The following is a 17,714-nucleotide window of genomic DNA, read 5'->3' as shown; positions in this document are numbered from 1 at the left end:
GATTGAGGCACGTTCTGAAAATACCTAAACACAGCTGCTAAACAGCTGGTATTATTTTTACACCAGACTCAAAGCTGTCAGCAGCTTTGGCCGTGTCAAGAGATAGCTGCGTTGTTCTTGATTGAGGCACGTTCTGAAAATACCTAAACACAGCTGCTAAACAGCTGGTATTATTTTACCACTGCGGCTTAAAACTGTAAACAGTTTACGCCTAGTGAAAAAATAAAGCCCTTGCTATCGCAAGGGGTTTAGGTGCTTATTCGTAGCCTCGGCAAGAATCGAACTTGCATCTAAAGTTTAGGAAACTTCTATTCTATCCATTGAACTACGAGGCCGTTTTGTAAATGGAAGGCAAAAATAAAACTTATTATTAATAATTAATGCCTATGGCTCATAAAAACACCTGGCAGAACTTTCATCAGCCCCTTGTCCGGGTTCTAATTTTAAGATATCAGCCTATCTGGTCTGTTCCTTAATAAATTGCAGTAGTAAAGGTATGGCCGGGTATACCATATTATGTCCGTAGCCGTCCAATTCCATTAATGCTATCTCCTCATTCCCTACCACTTTCATCATGCGGTAGAAATAAGCGTTTTCCTCATATCGTCCCAGCAGCTCAAGTTCCCTGTTTCCGGTTATCAATAATATAGGAGGTGTTTCTTTCCTAACATGAAATAAAGGAGCATACTTGTCAATAATAGGCTGGGTGCCTTTAATTCCCCTTTCTTTTCTTATGGTAAAATGGGTAATTGTGTGTCCACTAAAAGGAATTAATCCTGCAATTTTGTCGGCATCAATTTCATGATCTGCAAGGTAGGTCTTATCCATACCTATCATACTGGCCAAATATCCCCCGGCAGAATGGCCCGAAATAAATATTTTATCCGGACTGCCATTATAATTATGAATGTTCCTGAATGTCCAGGCAACAGCAGCAGCGGCGTCCTTAATATATTCCGGATGTTTTACCTTTGGATGTAAACGATAATTAACCGAAACTACAGCAATACCTTTTTCCTTTAGTCCATCAGGAATGTCTTTCTGACCAAATTCTAATCCTCCTCCATGAAACCAGACCACAGTGGCCACATTGGTAGTATCTGTGGGATAATAAATATCAAGCTTACATCTCTCCTTAATATAAGCATCGGTTTCCTGAATATCAGCTTCATAATAGCTGACATCTTCCTTTAATAGGTAATTTTCCTTTTGCCCAAAAACTGCAGCAGCAAAGAAAATAAGTACAAGGACATTAAATTTGTATAGCAGGCGCATCAATCCTCAACTTCAACAACCATATCAATCTCTACAGCAATATTGCTTGGGAGAGACCCCATACCTATTGCGGCCCGGGCGTGTTTGCCTTTCTCGCCAAATACTGCAACCATAAGATCAGAATAGCCGTTTATTACCTTGGGGTGATCAGTAAAGTCTGGTGTAGCATTGACCATTCCTTTAACCTTCACCACGCGTTTAACCTTGTTGAGATTGCCCAATTCTGCCTTTAGAACAGAAAGCTGATTAATTCCGGTTATCCTGGCAGCTTCGTAACCTTCTTCAATGGTCAGATCTGCACCAAGTTTTCCAGTAATGTTCTCTCCATCTGCTTTAAGTGGTCCCTTCCCGGCTAAAAAAATAAGATTCCCCGTCCTAACCGCATTAACGTAGTTAGCCACAGGAGCCGAAGGAGTACTCAAGACTATTCCCAACTCCTTTAAATTAGCTTCAGGGTCATAGTTTTCATCAATAACCGTTACTTCCTCTTCCTTATTTGTGTCTTTTTGCGCGGTATTGCAGGAGATGACACCCATTACTACAAATACCATCAATAAGTTTTTAATTTTCATTTGATTTACTTTAAGAGTTAACTATTTTCCAGAACTTCCCTGACCCTTTTGGCTACTATGCGCTCTTGCCCCGGATCCATCATCCAGGTAGTGATGCCAATCATTTCCTTATTTCCTACAGTAGAGATGGCAGGATGGCCATCCATGAGTTTTTTCCTGGCGTCTTCCGGGCTAATCCCAACCAACTTCTGGTCCCATTTTATCCTGAGTGATGGCACATGATTGGCATGAGGCGGCACATGTATCTCTGTTTCCACACCCTCAACCGCCAGAGCACTATCACTGATTAATTTTATCTGACGTTCCCACAGCTCCCACTCCTTTTCATGATCTTTTTGCAGGTACATCTCTAAAGCTACCATCATACCCAGAACCTCCTCTTTGTTTACCTTCATTCCTCTTGCAATAGTTGTACCTCTTGGAGGGGTATGCATTCTGGCTGCTTCAATATATGCTCTTTTACCTAAAAGAAGTCCTGCACTTTGAGGTCCTCTGATTCCCTTTCCTCCTGAGAAAGCCACCAGGTCAAAGCCCATTTTGGTAAATTTGAAAAGATTATCCACCGGAGGGACATCCGCAGCACAATCAATAAAAGTGGCGATATTATGCTTTTTCCCCAGGGCTACAAATTCTTCCCATTTAATTTCGCCTTCCTCCGTATTTGCATTAAGGAACCAGAGCATGGCAGTGTTTTTATTAATGGCCTTTTCTAACTCCCTGGCCGTTTTAACCTTAACAAGCTTGGCCCCTGTATTAGTAAGGGCATGTGTATATCCAATATTGTGGGCTTCCTGAACAATGACCTCATTTTTTAATCCTGTTGTATCTGGCAGTTGTGATACCTTCTCGTTATCCATTCCACACATAACTCCGGCCAGTCCTATGGTCATAGCGCCAAACGCACCTGAGGATACAGTGGCGTATTCACAATTGAGCAATTCTGCAATGCGTTCCCCAACTTTATCCTGCAATTGATCCAGATCTACATATTCTGTGGCTCCATAAGTAATAGCTGAAGTCACTTCCTCAGACATCAACGAGCCAGTCATTGAGGTATAGGTCCCCGCAGCATTGATAAAAGTGCGCAATCCCAATTCTTTAAAAAAGTTACGCGCGGCTGGCTTAGTTACCGAGGCATTCACCAATTGAGGTGTCAGCAATCCTGTTCCTACCAATCCCCCTAAAACAGGGAGACTTGAAAGGGATTTTAATAATTTTCTTCTCGTAATCATCACTATTGCGTTTTAATAATTTTAATCTATGGCTGCGATGCAGTCCATTTCTACCAAGGAATTCCCGGGAACTCCACCATAGGTCGCCACTGTTGTTCTTACCGGCGGGTTCTTTCCAAAACGGCCTCTGAAGACTTCATTCATCTTCTTGTAATCTGCCAGGTCTGCCAGATAAACATTTACCTTTAAAACCTTCTCCATGGAAGAGCCGTTTGCCTCAAGGGCCTTTTGCAATTCCTGAAGCACAATTTCTGTATGTGCTTTTATCTCAAAAGGTTCGGTATGTGCGCCTTTACCAGCAACATAGAGTGTATTTCCATGCTTAACTGCACCAGAAAATAAAGGAACATCCTGATCCATAACAATATCACCCACTACCTCTTTTATAGCTGATGGCCCTTTTTTAGCCATGGCACTTGCTGTGCTTATCCCAAACAAAGCCGCAAAACCCATTCCTAGTTTTTTAAACGATGCCCTTCTTGTTGTGCTTTCCATAATCTTACAATTTTATGTTTCTGTATAAGTGTTTTACTATTTTCAATGCCGTATTTGAATAATTTATATAGGTTTACCAGGTTCTCTTTTTCAAAAGTTCCTGAATCTGAGCTTTTGGGACAGGTAACTCATCCATATGATCTCTCAACCATTTCGAAAAATCTTTTTCAATCTCATCACTCCATTTGCTATCTATCTGCCCGGGAGTATACTTCCCTTCTTTAAGGCGGGTGATACCAAATAAATCTCTTAATCTAATCACTTCAGAGGTCACCACTACCTTTTCCGCCAAATGTGCAGGAATAAATACCACTCCTTCTTTCTTGGCCAGGACAATATCTCCGGGAAGTACTGTGGCTGCACCCATTCTAATAGGGTCATTAATACTTAGCAGCATAACTTCTGTAAGAAATGAAGGGTGCCATCCCCGAACGAATGCATTAAATCCTTCAATTTCTGCCAGCCCTTCCATATCGCGACTGGAAGCATTAAAAACAACACCTCTTTTAGATTTGGCATAAATAGAATTTCCCAAATTGTCTCCTATCAGGGTCCCATCCACAATTTTCCCAAAAGCATCTGCCACATAAACATCTCCTTCGACCAGCATATCTATAGGCCAGGAATTGGTATTACCGATCATCCCGTCGGCAAGTCCTCTTTTCTTGATCTGATCTGCAACATCTGGCCGGTTAGGCATATACTGTACGGTAAGTGCCCTTCCTATAACAACTACATCATCATGCAGGGGTTGCCATCCTCCTTCAAACTGGTTATGGTACCCCTCATTCCGTAAAACACCCCAGGCCTCTTCAATGGTCACCTTTTCCATACGTTCCAGAACATGGTCTGCGACTTTAGGTCTGCCATCTTCAAACCTTTCTCCCTCCCATTGTGAAGTTAAAAAAAGTAACTGTTCCTTTGGAGTAGTTTGTGCAGTTAGAGCCGTTGTTAAAAGCAAACAAAGACTACAGATAAGTAAGTAAATATTCCTTCTCATATTAAATTGTTTAGGTATTAATTCTCAGGCATTTCAGCAGACGTTGATGCCTTGTCTTTATCCACCGGTTCTTTGTCTCGCCACCAGGTTGCGAGTGAAGATCCGGATATGTTCATCCATGGCCCAAATACAGCAGGTGCCAGGCCAATTGTTGCTACCTTACCCATTTCCAGGGCAATTCCGGATGCCAATCCTCCATTTTGCATTCCTACTTCCAACGCAATGGTTCGGCAATCCTGTTCCTTCATCTTTAAAGCACGGCAACCCCAGTAACCCAGGAAGTACCCCGCTACATTATGAATAATAGCTGCTAAAATCAGGAATAAACCAATGGTCAGCAAGCTATCCCTGCCAGCAGCAGTAATAATCATAATAATAAAGGCAATTCCACCCATAGATACAATAGGCATTGCCCTATCCAGCCACTTGGCCTTTCCATGGAAAAAATAATTGAATAACAAGCCAGCAATGATTGGAAGAATTACAATTTTGGTAATACTCAACATCATCGCCACAAAATCTATCGGGACAAACTGGCCCGCAAAAGTTTCCATCAACAGCGGTGTCATAAGGGGAGCAAGTACTGTTGAAACTGCCGTTAATGTTACGGATAATGCAAGGTTAGCCTTAGCCAGGTACGCCATAACATTAGAAGCCAATCCGCTGGGGGAAGATCCTACTAATACCACCCCTGCCGCTATCTCCGGAGGGAACGCAAACAAACTGGCTATTGCAAAGCCCAGTACCGGCATTATGGTAAACTGACATAACAAACCAACCAAAACTCCCTTTGGCATTTTAACCACACCCAAAAAGTCCTTAATACTCATTGCTGTACCCATTCCAAACATGATAATTTGTAACAGGGGTACAATCAGAGATTTTAATTCAAAGCTTCCAATTTTTTGCAAGTAGGCAGGGTAATACATGGCTACTGTTACCGCAGCAAAGATGAGGATAGTAAAAGAGAAGCCCTTAAAAGCAGGATAACCTCTTGCGGCCAATGCCAAAAATATAAAGAAGAAAACCAGAGCCGGGCCCGTTTCGGACTGCTGTCCGAGCGCCAGCATAATACCCGCTGCTAATAAACATAGTATGGCCCCTGCAAGCAATAATTTATAACTATTTTTCATTTATTGGTATTTGTTTACTCGTCCCATTTTGGTTTTGAAATCCCGTTTAAATCCCAAACTACTTTTCCTTCCCTTAGTGTAAGTTCGCATTCCAGCTTCTTATCTCCATCCATGCGTTTTCCTTTGGTATCGATAAAACCGAAATCGCCTTCCCTTAAATTTAGAATAGCGATGTCAGCAACGGCTCCAGCTGAAAGGTGCCCCAAATCTGGCCGTTTAATAATCTGTGCGGGCTTCCAGGTGGTACAAGCGACAATCTCAGACAAGGTCATTTCCATATTTAAAAATTTGGACATTACATTAACAATGTCTTTCATTCCGCCATTCATACTTCCGGTATGGAGATCTGTACTTATAGAATTGGGTTTAAATCCCTGTTTTAATGCCGGAATCGCTTGTTCAAAAAGGAAGCTGCCTCCACCATGGCCTACATCAAAAATAATTCCCCTTTTTTGTGCCTCAAAAACATAGTCGCGCACCTTGTTATTTTCATCCACTATGGGTGTTCTTCCATCTACATGAGCATATGTATGTGTAAAAATATCTCCCGGCCTGAGCTTTTCCATAAACAGGCTTTCTATGGACAGTTCTGGTTCACTCCCGCCAAAATCTATCATTACCGGAATGTTTGCCAATCTTCCTGCTTCTACTACCTTTTCTGTTGGTTTCCAGTCGAAACCACTGTAGTGTGCCAATTTAACACCGACAATTATGCCCGGGTACTGTTTGGCCACCATGGCGGTCAACTTTGGGTCCATATCGGCTAAATTCTGTTCAATAGCCCCCCCTTTCATTCCTGAGCCAATGATATTGAGAAAAGACAATACTCTGGTTTTAGATCTGTCTATAGTTTGCTCCTTGAAAATCCTGAAATTTCGCCAGCCAGCGCCACCAACATCTACAATAGTAGTTACTCCACTCCTGAACGAAAACCCATCAGGAGGTAACGCCGTATCACTGTTGCTTAAATAAGCATCAGGTTCAGTTCCGTGAAAATTATGACTGTGGATATCCAGTAAGCCCGGGCATACGTACAAGCCCGTGGCATCTATAACTTCTTTAGCCTGATTCTGCCCTATGTTTGAAGCCACAACAGCTATCTTTCCATCCTTTACAGCCACATCCATCGGGCCGTTAATATTATTCTTTGCATCTATAACATGCCCCCCTTTTATAAGGAGGTCATAACTTTGAGCCATTATTCCTTGAACACCAACCAGAAATCCAAGTGATAATGTAATAATCAACTTATTGTAATTCTTCATAATCAGATATTTTAGTTTTCCTCTGCAGAGCTTGCTCTCAATTTAGCAACTTCATCAGTTTCCACGTTACTGGCTTTATTTCCAAAATTGGACCTTATATAAGTAAGCACTTCAGCAACTTCCTCATCGGTAAGAAAACTGTGCTGAGGCATTACTGCACTGTATTGTTTGCCGTTGACTTCAATGGGGCCCTCCATACCGTTTAATACTATATTTATGAGTCGCTCTTTATCCCCGCTAACCCATTCGGTGGCCGCCAATGGTGGAAATCTGCCTCTTGCCCCACCCCCATCTATCTGATGGCAGGCGCTGCAATATTGGTAATACACGGATTGCCCTTTAGACAATTCTTCCTTCATCAGATTATCCTCTATGATGTCTGGTGTCCTTATATGAGTCAGCAATTTTCTCTCCTCCATCTGAGCCAGTTCTGCCTCCCCAAATTCTTCTTTAGTTTCGTCGTAGGTAATTTTCCAAATCTTTCCTTTGACAGAATCGGAAATGTATAATGAGCCATCTGGCCCTTCTGCAATTCCCATAGGTCTGTAGACCGCATCGTTAACACTCACTATAGGATCTACAACGGCAAAGCCATCTGCAAATACTTCCCACTCTCCAGTAGCCTGTCCATTTTTAAAGGGGACAAAACCTACGAAATAGCCAGACTGCGGATAAGGCGCCCTGTTGGTTGAACCGTGAAAAGCTACGAAGGCTCCTTGCTTATATCTTTCAGGAAATTGATCTCCCTGATAAAACACAAGATCGTTAGGTGCCCAGTGCCCGGGGAAGCCAATTACAGGATCATCAAAATCCTCACACCTCCCTATAATTTTACCATCTCCCCCATATTCAGGGGCTAGTACTTTTTTATTTTGTTCCTGATCAAAGTAACAATACGGCCAGCCAAAATTTGATCCTTCTGTAACCCGTATCATTTCTTCCGAGGGCAAAATTGCACTCTGCCAGGGAGAATATTTATTTGGAAACAATCTGAGCAAATCATCTCTTCCATGAACAACGATATATAAATTATCATCTACCGGATTCCAGTCCATCGCAACTACACTCCTGATTCCGGAGGCGTATTTATACCCGTCTTTTTGTGTTTGTCCTAATTTATCCGCATCAAAGCGCCAGACCCCGGCATGGTCTTCCAATTGCGGACATGGGTCTTGCCCCGGAGTTAAGGGAGTTCTTTTTGGATCCTGACAGGCATTGGAAGGTGCTCCAAAAGGCACATATAAATTCCCTTTATTGTCAAACGCAATAGGCTTCCCTATATGTTCATGTTTCCCATGTTCATGGTCATCTGTCACTATAACCTCCATCTCCCCTTCAGGAATCAGCGTCCCCGGTTTTAATTTATACCGATAAACCACCAGATCTGAACTGTGATATAGATAGCCGTTATGAATACGCATTGCAGTGGCATAACTCCATTTGGTCTTACCGCCATATGCCCCAAATCTTTCTACGATGTCTGCATAATCATTTCCGTCTTCATCCACTAAAGCAGCAATGGATCCTTCATCTGTTGCATTCCTGAGTTTTGCATATAGCACGCCATCTTCTGAAACCGCCATATGACGTACAGTTTCTTTGATACTGTCTATAACTACGGTCGACTTAAAATTCTGTGGCAAAAAGAGCCCTCCGTCAACCGGACCTTTTTTGCATTGCGTTAGTAAAGTAATAGCTACTAGAAGTGATAGTATTCTTAAGTGTTCTTTTCGCATACCCCCCAATAATAAGACAGTTAAGGTAATCTACTTTTTAATACCAAACAAGAGATGATCTTAAAATGTGCTCGAGCACATAATTTGCTGCCTATTCAAATAGAATTCTTCCAAAAAATTGAGGGGTATGAAAATTTGGGCGATCTGTAGCAATTGAGTTCCAACTAAGATAATGAGGCACAGCACTTTCATCTCCACATTTAAAGAAATTTGCCCTTGATTGCAATTGAGAGAATTGGATACCCGAATCATATACCAGGATTTCTGAAGGGATAATCAGGGTCATCTCCCATTTGCGCACCCCCGGCAGTTCATCAAAAGGGGTATCTCCTAAAGATGACTCTACCCTGATTTTTTCTTTAATTAGACTGGGGTCGATAAAGGTTCGTTTTCCAATTCCCGGGCCATATGCCAAATGAACCGTTCCGATAGCATTTACCTCAAAATTGTAATAGTTGCCATCTCCCTTCGGATCCAGAAAAAACTCCAGACAGCTGTCTTTGTGTGTAGCGCTATTGGTCTCGGTTCTCCTTGCCAGAACGTGTGCTTCATCTATATAATATTTTATCCAAATCTCATTGTTATGGTGCCCTATTCTAAATGCCACATCGGGTAAATATGGGAAAGCCTCCCAATTTAATGTATTGATTTTGTGTAATTCTGTTTGTTGTTCTAACAGTTGAGCTGCCTTTTCAATATCCGCTGACCCCTGGTATTCTATTTCCTTTACGACTAGAACTTTTGTATTGTTCTCTTGAATACAACCGAGGAATAGTACCCCCAAAAAAAGTATTGTAATGGTCTTGCCGTTCATATGCTATTCTATTAGGTGATTGTAGCAGAAAAGATTTCTGCCAACTCTTATTCCATATTTATTCTGTTCTGGAAGAAATAATTTTTAACCCTATATCTGTAATTCCGGCACCAAAGATATTTAACACTTCTATATTGGTAAGCCTAGCCAAACCTGTCATTTCCCAAATTGTGAAGTACTCTCAAATATACAGATTAAAATTTCTTAATAAGTTACTGGTATACAGCCCAATCATGGTAAAATATAACAGTAAAAACCATTATAAAGCCTCAGGAAAATTTGCCTATCTCTATATCTTTATCGGCAGGCGGTTCCTTCAACAGTTTATTTCTTAGAGGTCTTCCCATAGCTTCCCATCCCACCTGCATTATGTCTCCAGCTAAGAGATTAAATTGTGCACCGAAACTAAAAGCGTCTGCTCCGTAGAAATGTATGTGACCCTGACCAGGAACTCTGTGATTGGCATATTTAAAATGATGATATTCAAGGTTATCAAGACTATGTGCCATATTCTTTTCACCTGTCTTAATGGCCTTATCCCAAACCACTTCTTTATTTCGAATAATTTTTACCTTCCCGCTAATATCATCAAAAGTAGAATTGATGACCAATTCGGGGCCAATTGCACAATTCCGGATTTTAGAAGGAGCCAGATAGAGATAGTTTCTCTGTTCCATAATATGATCGGAAAATTCATTTGCCGTGGTAAACCCTACTCGCCATGGTTTTCCCTCGCTATCATTAATATATATCCCGGCAACTTCGGGTTCTTCTCCCCCATCTTCTCCATACGATGGGATCTCCAAGACCTCGTTATGGCCTCTGAGCACCGAGCCATTGCCTTTGTAAAACCACTCTGGCTGAACCCCAACCCGCCCGGTTTTTGGATGGCCTCCTTCCAGCCCCATCAAATACATCTTCATACTATCTGTAAGTTCGTTGGTCTTTTGTGCTTTATGCATTTTCTGACGGTTATCCGCACTGGCTTTATGAGTAAGTCCTGTGCCGGAGATCATCGTACTAAGAGGTGCTGATGGTTGGTCAAAAGATGGCAGTAGTTTCCAATCTGAATCCCCGGCATAGATAGGATCATATTCCATGATCGTATCAGTTAGATTTTGCATTATCAGGGCAGTTATATCCCCATCATAGGTCATCGCCTCAGTGGCAAGTGCATGAACAGAAGTAAAGCCTGAAATAATCCTTAAATTTGGTTCTTCTACCAGGACCAGCTTACGACCTTCTTCAGGGTGAATTAATTGAGCCAATCTCATTTGGAAAATTTATTTAGCAATATAACCATTAAATTTAGGCTAAATTACATGGGATGAGGTATTGCACTTATGCCTTCCCGGAAAGCTTATCTGGTATAAATTGTACCCTATCCCAATAGCCTGAATGGTCTGAAATAGATAGGTTGTTGAGAGATCAAAATTTAATTTTCGTTATGGGAAAAGGCCGTTTTAAGGAAAAGAAGTACGACAGTGTTATCATCGGTTCCGGGCCCAATGGCTTAAGTGCAGGCATTGCTCTGGCGGAAAAAGGACTTAGTGTCCTGATTCTGGAAGCTGCTGATACCATAGGAGGAGGAACAAGAACTGCTCAGTTAACATTGCCGGGCTTTCATCACGACATTTGCTCTGCTGTGCATCCGATGGGATATTCATCTCCCTATCTTAAAAAACTCCCTCTGGATAAATTTGGTTTGGAATGGATAATCCCTGAGGCTTCGGTAGCGCACCCCTTAGATAATGAAAAGGCAGTGCTCTTATCCAGGTCGATAAACGAAACTGCTGAAAATCTGGGTATTGACAGTGCCAGTTACAAAAAAATATTGGCTCCCTTTGCCAACAAGGCAGATGAATTACTGCTAGACAGTTTAAAACCTTTGGGGCTACCTGCCCACCCGCTGCTTATGCTAAAATTTGGTTTAAAAGCCTTTCAACCGGCAACTGTTTTTACCAAATACGCTTTTAAAGAGAAACGGGCAAAAGCCCTTTTTGCGGGCAATGCAGCGCATAGTGTTTTACCTTTCGACAAGTATTTTACTTCCGCTGTTGGGTTACTTTTTTTAGTTACCGCACATACAGAAAATTGGGCAATTGCAAAAGGGGGATCTCAAAATATAAGTAACGCGATGGGTGCCTATTTTAAGAGTTTGGGAGGGGAAATATCTACCTCATCAAGAGTATCAGATTTTAGTGATTTGCCATTAGCCAGAAGTTATATATTCAATACCGATCCCGTCCAACTCAGGCAAATTGCAAAAGACCAATTGCCAAATGCTTATCTTAAACGTTTGGAGAAATTTCGTTACGGTCCGGGGGTTTTTAAAATAGATTATGCGCTGGATGGTCCAATTCCATGGAGCGATAATAGATGTGCCAAAGCGTCGACCGTTCATGTTGGGGGTACTTTTGATGAAATTGCGCTTAGCGAAAAAGATGCCTGGGAGGGCAGGCATAGCTCAAAACCATTTGTGCTGTTATCGCAACAAAGCCATTTTGATAGTTCAAGGGCCCCGGAGGGGAAACACACAGGCTGGGCCTATTGCCATGTACCCAATGGGTCTGCCCAGGACATGACAAAACAAATTGAAGATCAAATAGAGCGTTTTGCACCAGGTTTCAGGGAAGTTATTTTGGAAAGGCATAAAATGAATACGACCGACTTTTTTAACTATAATCCCAACTATTTAGGGGGAGCCGTTACCGGAGGAGCTGCAGACATTTCTCAATTGTTTACAAGGCCTGTCGGCAGACGAGACCCATATAGCACGCCTAACGACAAGATATTTATCTGTTCTGCTTCAACACCCCCCGGAGGAGGGGTACATGGTATGTGCGGATACTACGCTGCCAAAAGCGTAATAAGATCATTGAAAATTAAATAAACAAGGGTTAAAAAACATTCTTATGAGCAAGAAAAAAGACTCTCGAAGAAGTTTTATAAAAAAAACTACCACTGCCGGAATTGGTATTTCCATAGTACCAAGTCATGTTGTTGCGGGCCTGGGGCACACCGCCCCTAGCGATAAACTAAATATTGTGGGCGTAGGGGTTGGTGGTAAAGGTTTTCCAAACCTGCGGGCCATGGATACAGAAAACATAATTGGCCTTTGCGATATCGACTGGAACTACAGCAAGCCCTGTTTTGACACCTTTCCTAAAGCGTCTAAATACTATGACTGGCGCAAAATGTTTGATGAATTGGGCAGCTCTATGGATGCCGTCATGATAGCCACTGCAGACCATACCCATGCCGCAATTACAGCCACGGCAATGACCATGGGTAAACATGTGTATTGCCAGAAACCGCTCACCCATTCGGTTTATGAATCACGGCTGCTGACCAAACTGGCAGCGGAATATCCTGTGGCCACTCAAATGGGTAACCAGGGAAATTCCGGCGACGGGGTAAGACAGTTGTGCGAATGGGTATGGAATGGTGAAATAGGTGAAATAGTGGAAGCCCATGCCTGGACAGATCGCCCCATCTGGCCACAAGGCCTGGAAAGGCCTAAGGAGAAAATGAAAATCCCACAGAATTTTAATTGGGAGTTATTTATAGGTCCGGCTAATATGCGGCCTTATCACGAAGTTTATACTCCCTGGAATTGGAGGGGTTGGTGGGATTTTGGAACCGGCGCCTTCGGCGATATGGCCTGCCATGTGCTGGACCCCATTTACAGGGCATTAAAACTAGGGTATCCGAATGCCATTTCTGGCAGTTCTACCACTGCAAATACCGAAAGTCCGCCCCAGGCCGAAAAGGTATTGTTCAGCTTTCCTGCCAGGGAAGACCAGAATAAAATACAAATGCCTGCTGTAGATGTGCATTGGTATGACGGGGGAATTCTCCCGGACCGGCCAGAAGGGCTTCCCGATGATGCGCCCCTCATCCGTGACGGATTGGGCGGTTGTATGCTGGTGGGCACCAAAGACACCCTGATTAGTGACTGTGGCGGGTTTAACCCGCGTTTACTTTCTGGGAGGATCCCGGAGGTCACCCCCTATTTAAGGAGAGTACCGGGCTCTGTAGATTATAGTAACGGACCCCATGAACAGGATTGGATAAGGGCCTGTAAAGAGGCCCCGGAAAACAGGACGCAGGGTTCTGCCCATTTTGGGTATGCGGGCCCCTTTAACGAAATGGTTTTACTTGGGGTCTTGGCCATACGGTTGCAGGGTTTAAATAAGATCTTGCAATGGGATGGGGAGGCCATGGAGTTTACCAATATAAGCGCCTCAGAAACTATGGAGGTGGTTAAATCTTTTGTTTTTGAGATGGTAAATGGCCGCCCTAAATGGAATGTTGAACATGTGGAACTCAACGCCCTTGAAGCCGCACAGGAATATATAAAACATACCTATAAGAATGGCTGGAGTTTACCTCAGATGCCGTCATAGTTGATTAGGTAATTTCTGAGTGGGAACTAAGTATTTGGAAGAATTAGTTCGGATTAACTAGCAGGAATGAAAGTTGTAATTAATATACCCCTTTGGGTATTTACTGGGACTGGGAGTTCATTATGGCTTTTATTTCACCTTGCGCCACTGGATCCAGAAAGTTGTCCGGTAAAACAGTGTAAATAATTTTCGATAATCTTATTTTTTTATCATCAATGATAAGATTAAACAGTTTTAAATAGGCATTCTTTTCTTTATATCTGCGAAGCTCACCCTTTGGATTAATGTATTGCCCTCCTCTTAAATTAGAAGCTACCTTATCCTTTCTGGACTCTTGTCTTCCCAACCTGCTGAGACTTTCAAGTGGGAATGGCACATTTTCTAATAGTTCTCCAAAGGTATGAGGAATGTTCCCGTTTCTAAATTTATATACCTTCTTATGAGCAAGTAAGAATAGTAGTGCATCACCTTTAAATTCGTTGCTATCACTATCCTCAAAGACCAGCGCAACCAGATGTACAGAATCTCTATAAAAAGGGGTGTCCAATCTACCCCGCGAACTAGGAGGCCTGCTATTTTTTATACTATCAAATCTGTTAAACCACTTTTCCCATTCATTCCTCGGTTTAAGGGGCTCAACCAAAATTTGAATTGACTTTTTATCGCTTATATCATTTTCTGTAACAGTTAATTCCACATCATAGGTCCCCGGTTCATTAAAAGTATGTTCAGGGCTGGGCAAATCTGATGTGGCCTCGTTATCATTAAAGTGCCATTGGTAGCTGCTGTTTATACTGTTTTCGTTTTCATTGCTTCCTTTAAAGGAAACCGTCAACGGTACTTCACCTGATGGCGGGCTTGCTTCAGCCTTTGCTATTGGATTGCGGTTTATTTCGGGAGGTTCTATCACAGTAATTCTTACTGTGTCGGTATGAGTGAGGTTATTATTCCTTACCGTCAGCAGCACGTCATATTCTCCGCTGCTTGTAAATTCATGTACCGGGTTTTGTGTGGTAGAAACCGGACTGCCATCTTTAAATTCCCATTCATAGGTGCTCCCGGAACCGTTTTCATTATCATTCTTGCCATTAAAGGTAACCCTTAAAGGAGCAACACCGTTAGTTCTATCTGCCTCGGCCAGGGCAATTGGAACCATTTCCGTTTCTATAACTGGGATAGGATTGGCAACCCTTATCCTGATGCTATCGATAGCTATATGTCCAAAGTCATCCTCAACGGTTAGTTCCACATTGTAGCTGCCGGCAAGTGCAAAGATATGTGTTGGGTTTTTTTCGTTTGTTATTCTTCCATCTGGAAATTTCCAAGCATACCTGGACCCTTCATGATTTAGGCTGTCCACATTAAAGGTAACTTCGAAAGGCATAATACCAACAGTGTCACTAACGCTAATACCCGCATTTGGAGGGGGGGGGATTTTATTCAATATCTTAATTTCCTTGGTGGCAGGATCGGAATGTCCAAAATCGTCCGAAACAGTCAGTCGAACAATATAATCCCCTTCGGCATTAAAAGTATGTGTCAGGCTATCCTTATTGGAAGTCGCCTCGTCGTCAAATTCCCAGAGGTATTTAATAATCTCATTATCATCTGAAGATTCCCGGCCATCAAAGAAGATGGGCTGTCCGGGCTTGGCAGCCCATGGGCTGGCCCTGATCCTGGCTACAGGGACTTTATTTGCAGAATCTCGGAATACACTACCTATTTGTATAATTAAACTATCTCTATAAATCTTATTCAGATGGTCTGTGACTTTAAGTCGGACATTATAGGTCCCTTTGGCACTAAACGTATGTGTCGGGGTAGGATCTGTTGAAGATGGCCCGTCCATAAATTCCCAGAGGTAGCTTTTAATAGAAAGTGTGTCGGAACTGGGAATTGCATTAAATTTTACTGGTTCACCTACTTTGCCCGCCGCCGGGTCTGCATTGATCTTTACACTAATTTTATCATTTATAGTGTCCTGTTCGGTTACTATTATTTCTACTTCTTCTATCCTCGTAGGATGATCAAGACTATCGGTGCAAATAACAGTTAAGCGCGCAGTATAATTTCCAGGTTTTTGATATGTATATATTAGTTCCGAATTTTTGGGTCCGTAATTAACGGTATCAGCTACAGACAATTCATCACCAAAATCCCATGAGTGACGAACAACCTTTACTTCATTTAGCGAATCCATATTGGTAAAGGTGAATCTGACTTTATGTTCCGCCGGGCCTTCGGGAGGCCAGGCTGTTGCAACACCTATAGCATTAATTATCAGCCCATTAGAAATTTCTTTTTCTTTGTCCGGACCAAAAGCAACATATCCCAATCCTGCAATAAATGCCAATAATAAAAATATCAAGTACCATAACCTCCGGATTTTTCTCCTCCTTACAGCTTCCTCTATGGGCTTAACAAGATTGTAATGGCTAATTTCATAACTTTTGGTACCTCTGCCATCTTTGATTTTAAACTCCGAACGGAGCAAATGTTTGTTTTCTAATTTCTCTAAGGTCTCCCCGGAAACTTTATAATCGCGCTCAATCCTAGAATCGGACATAGGTACGCGATTACCGCCAATAATCAGGCCCCGCTCTACTAATTTCTGGGCAGGATATCTATTAAAAGGTGGAAGACCAAAAATTACCTTTTTATAGAATTTCTTTAATATGTCTGAAGGTTTCCCCAGATCTTTAAGGCTTAGTTCATATTTATTAGCCTTTGGAGTTGCTTTACTTTTTTTGAACCAGCCTTTGATTTTGGCTTTAAGTTCGCTTCTGTTTCTTTGAGCTTTTATTTTTTCTTCAGCGTACTGCCCTATCAATTGCAGTTGAAAGGTTTCAATATCCTGATTCTCTAATTCTATCCCTTCCTTATTTTTGACATTAATTAGATAATCAAATATTTTATCAATTACCTCATCTGAATAGGTATACTTTGGACTTTCAAATTTTTCTTCTTTCTGAGCGGGTCCTTCCAGGGCTTCTTGTGCCTGCGCCCTGTTCAGGGCCTTTAACTCATAAGTATATTTGAATATTTCAGGCAACCATTGTTTTAGTTTATTTAGCAAACTAAGATGATCACTTGCTACTGAGAACACCAGTTTCAGGTTAAGGGGTTCATATAGCAGTTCCAGTTCTTCATCAGAAAAGGAATTCAGGTTTTCACTGATAAGCTCTAATATTTCATCTGGTGGGTCAGTGTGAAGTAATGCAGCCATAGAACGGGCAAATTCCTCGGCATTTGCATCGTCATAAAATCTGAAAAGCGCCTCAAATTGGTCAAAGATCAAGGTGGTTGCCTCGTTAATTTCTTTGGTTAATTGAATGTACTTTATCTTATACCACAGAATTGCAGTAAGGTCTTCAGGCAAATGTTTTTGGACATCCAGTTTAGTAGCAAGAAAACAGGATTCCCTATTTTTCTCCTCAAGCTCTTTATTAATTATTTCAATTTGTAGACCTAATTGATCAATAATTATTTCAAGTGGTTTTGCTTTGGATTCTTTAGATTTTACCTCAGCCGGCGTAAGATGAATTTTAACCGGCAAATGATGTTTAAGATGTCTCAGGTAAGGGATTACCCCGGCATTTAATAAAGAAGATTTTCCATAACCTGCCTTCCCGAACAGCACAACCAGCTCTTCCAAGGCAATTAGATTGCCCAGTTTTTTCTTATCACGGTCCCTGCCAAAGAATAAATGCCTTTCCTTTTCCAGGAAGGCACGAGTGCCAGGGTATCTTGATTGGTTTTGCATTCAGTTTAGATTTATGATCA

The 17,714-nt window shown here is 42.0% G+C and carries 13 protein-coding genes and 1 tRNA gene; 2 read left to right on the top strand and 12 right to left on the bottom strand.

Going from position 1 to position 17,714, the window contains the following annotated elements:
* Nucleotides 1-263 precede the first annotated feature (263 nt).
* The 11 genes from J1G40_RS09610 to araD1 all read right to left on the bottom strand — a co-directional run bounded on the left by J1G40_RS09610 (nt 264) and on the right by araD1 (nt 10,796).
* Nucleotides 264-335: transfer RNA gene (locus tag J1G40_RS09610), tRNA-Arg, on the bottom strand.
* Nucleotides 336-456: 121 nt separating this feature from the next.
* The gene (locus tag J1G40_RS09605) at nt 457-1,275 is read right to left on the bottom strand and encodes an alpha/beta hydrolase (RefSeq protein ID WP_265242416.1); all 819 of its coding nucleotides are present in this window, start codon (nt 1,273-1,275) and stop codon (nt 457-459) included.
* Nucleotides 1,275-1,847 carry a RidA family protein gene (locus J1G40_RS09600; protein ID WP_265242412.1) on the bottom strand — a complete coding sequence of 191 codons (573 nt, stop codon included), beginning with the start codon at nt 1,845-1,847 and terminating at the stop codon, nt 1,275-1,277. The genes J1G40_RS09605 and J1G40_RS09600 overlap by 1 nt, the downstream gene beginning before the upstream one ends.
* Nucleotides 1,848-1,864: 17 nt before the next feature.
* Nucleotides 1,865-3,079 carry an aminotransferase class V-fold PLP-dependent enzyme gene (locus tag J1G40_RS09595; protein ID WP_265242411.1) on the bottom strand — a complete coding sequence of 405 codons (1,215 nt, stop codon included), beginning with the start codon at nt 3,077-3,079 and terminating at the stop codon, nt 1,865-1,867.
* A gap of 21 nt (nt 3,080-3,100) precedes the next feature.
* Nucleotides 3,101-3,574 carry a RidA family protein gene (locus J1G40_RS09590; RefSeq protein ID WP_265242410.1) on the bottom strand — a complete coding sequence of 158 codons (474 nt, stop codon included), beginning with the start codon at nt 3,572-3,574 and terminating at the stop codon, nt 3,101-3,103.
* A 73-nt stretch (nt 3,575-3,647) separates the two neighbouring features.
* Nucleotides 3,648-4,574, bottom strand: coding sequence for an RraA family protein (locus tag J1G40_RS09585; protein ID WP_265242409.1), 927 nt, complete (start codon nt 4,572-4,574; stop codon nt 3,648-3,650).
* 17 nt (nt 4,575-4,591) lie between these two features.
* A complete protein-coding gene (locus J1G40_RS09580; RefSeq protein WP_265242408.1) occupies nt 4,592-5,707 on the bottom strand; it encodes a bile acid:sodium symporter family protein in 1,116 nt (371 codons plus the stop codon).
* Nucleotides 5,708-5,721: 14 nt separating this feature from the next.
* A complete protein-coding gene (locus J1G40_RS09575; RefSeq protein WP_265242407.1) occupies nt 5,722-6,972 on the bottom strand; it encodes an amidohydrolase/deacetylase family metallohydrolase in 1,251 nt (416 codons plus the stop codon).
* 11 nt (nt 6,973-6,983) lie between these two features.
* Complete coding sequence (locus J1G40_RS09570) at nt 6,984-8,708, bottom strand: PQQ-dependent sugar dehydrogenase (protein WP_265242406.1); 1,725 nt, start codon at nt 8,706-8,708, stop codon at nt 6,984-6,986.
* Nucleotides 8,709-8,799: 91 nt separating this feature from the next.
* Nucleotides 8,800-9,522 (bottom strand): carbohydrate-binding family 9-like protein, encoded by a 723-nt coding sequence (locus J1G40_RS09565; protein WP_265242405.1) that lies wholly within the window; start codon nt 9,520-9,522, stop codon nt 8,800-8,802.
* A gap of 269 nt (nt 9,523-9,791) precedes the next feature.
* Nucleotides 9,792-10,796 (bottom strand): AraD1 family protein, encoded by a 1,005-nt coding sequence (gene araD1, locus J1G40_RS09560; protein ID WP_265242404.1) that lies wholly within the window; start codon nt 10,794-10,796, stop codon nt 9,792-9,794.
* 173 nt (nt 10,797-10,969) lie between these two features.
* Between araD1 and J1G40_RS09555 the strand changes: the two genes are divergently transcribed.
* Both J1G40_RS09555 and J1G40_RS09550 read left to right on the top strand, forming a co-directional pair.
* Nucleotides 10,970-12,415, top strand: coding sequence for a phytoene desaturase family protein (locus tag J1G40_RS09555; protein ID WP_265242403.1), 1,446 nt, complete (start codon nt 10,970-10,972; stop codon nt 12,413-12,415).
* A gap of 22 nt (nt 12,416-12,437) precedes the next feature.
* Nucleotides 12,438-13,931, top strand: a complete 1,494-nt coding sequence (locus J1G40_RS09550; protein WP_265242402.1) for a Gfo/Idh/MocA family protein — start codon at nt 12,438-12,440, stop codon at nt 13,929-13,931.
* Nucleotides 13,932-14,031: 100 nt separating this feature from the next.
* Here J1G40_RS09550 and J1G40_RS09545 read toward each other — a convergent pair whose 3' ends face one another.
* The gene (locus tag J1G40_RS09545) at nt 14,032-17,694 is read right to left on the bottom strand and encodes a PKD domain-containing protein (protein ID WP_265242401.1); all 3,663 of its coding nucleotides are present in this window, start codon (nt 17,692-17,694) and stop codon (nt 14,032-14,034) included.
* Nucleotides 17,695-17,714: the final 20 nt, after the last annotated feature.

Source organism: Muriicola sp. Z0-33 (assembly GCF_026126425.1).
Classification (GTDB): domain Bacteria; phylum Bacteroidota; class Bacteroidia; order Flavobacteriales; family Flavobacteriaceae; genus JAFMPW01.
The sequence above is the reverse complement of the archived record's forward strand: the minus strand, read 5'-3'. Positions and strand labels throughout refer to the sequence as shown.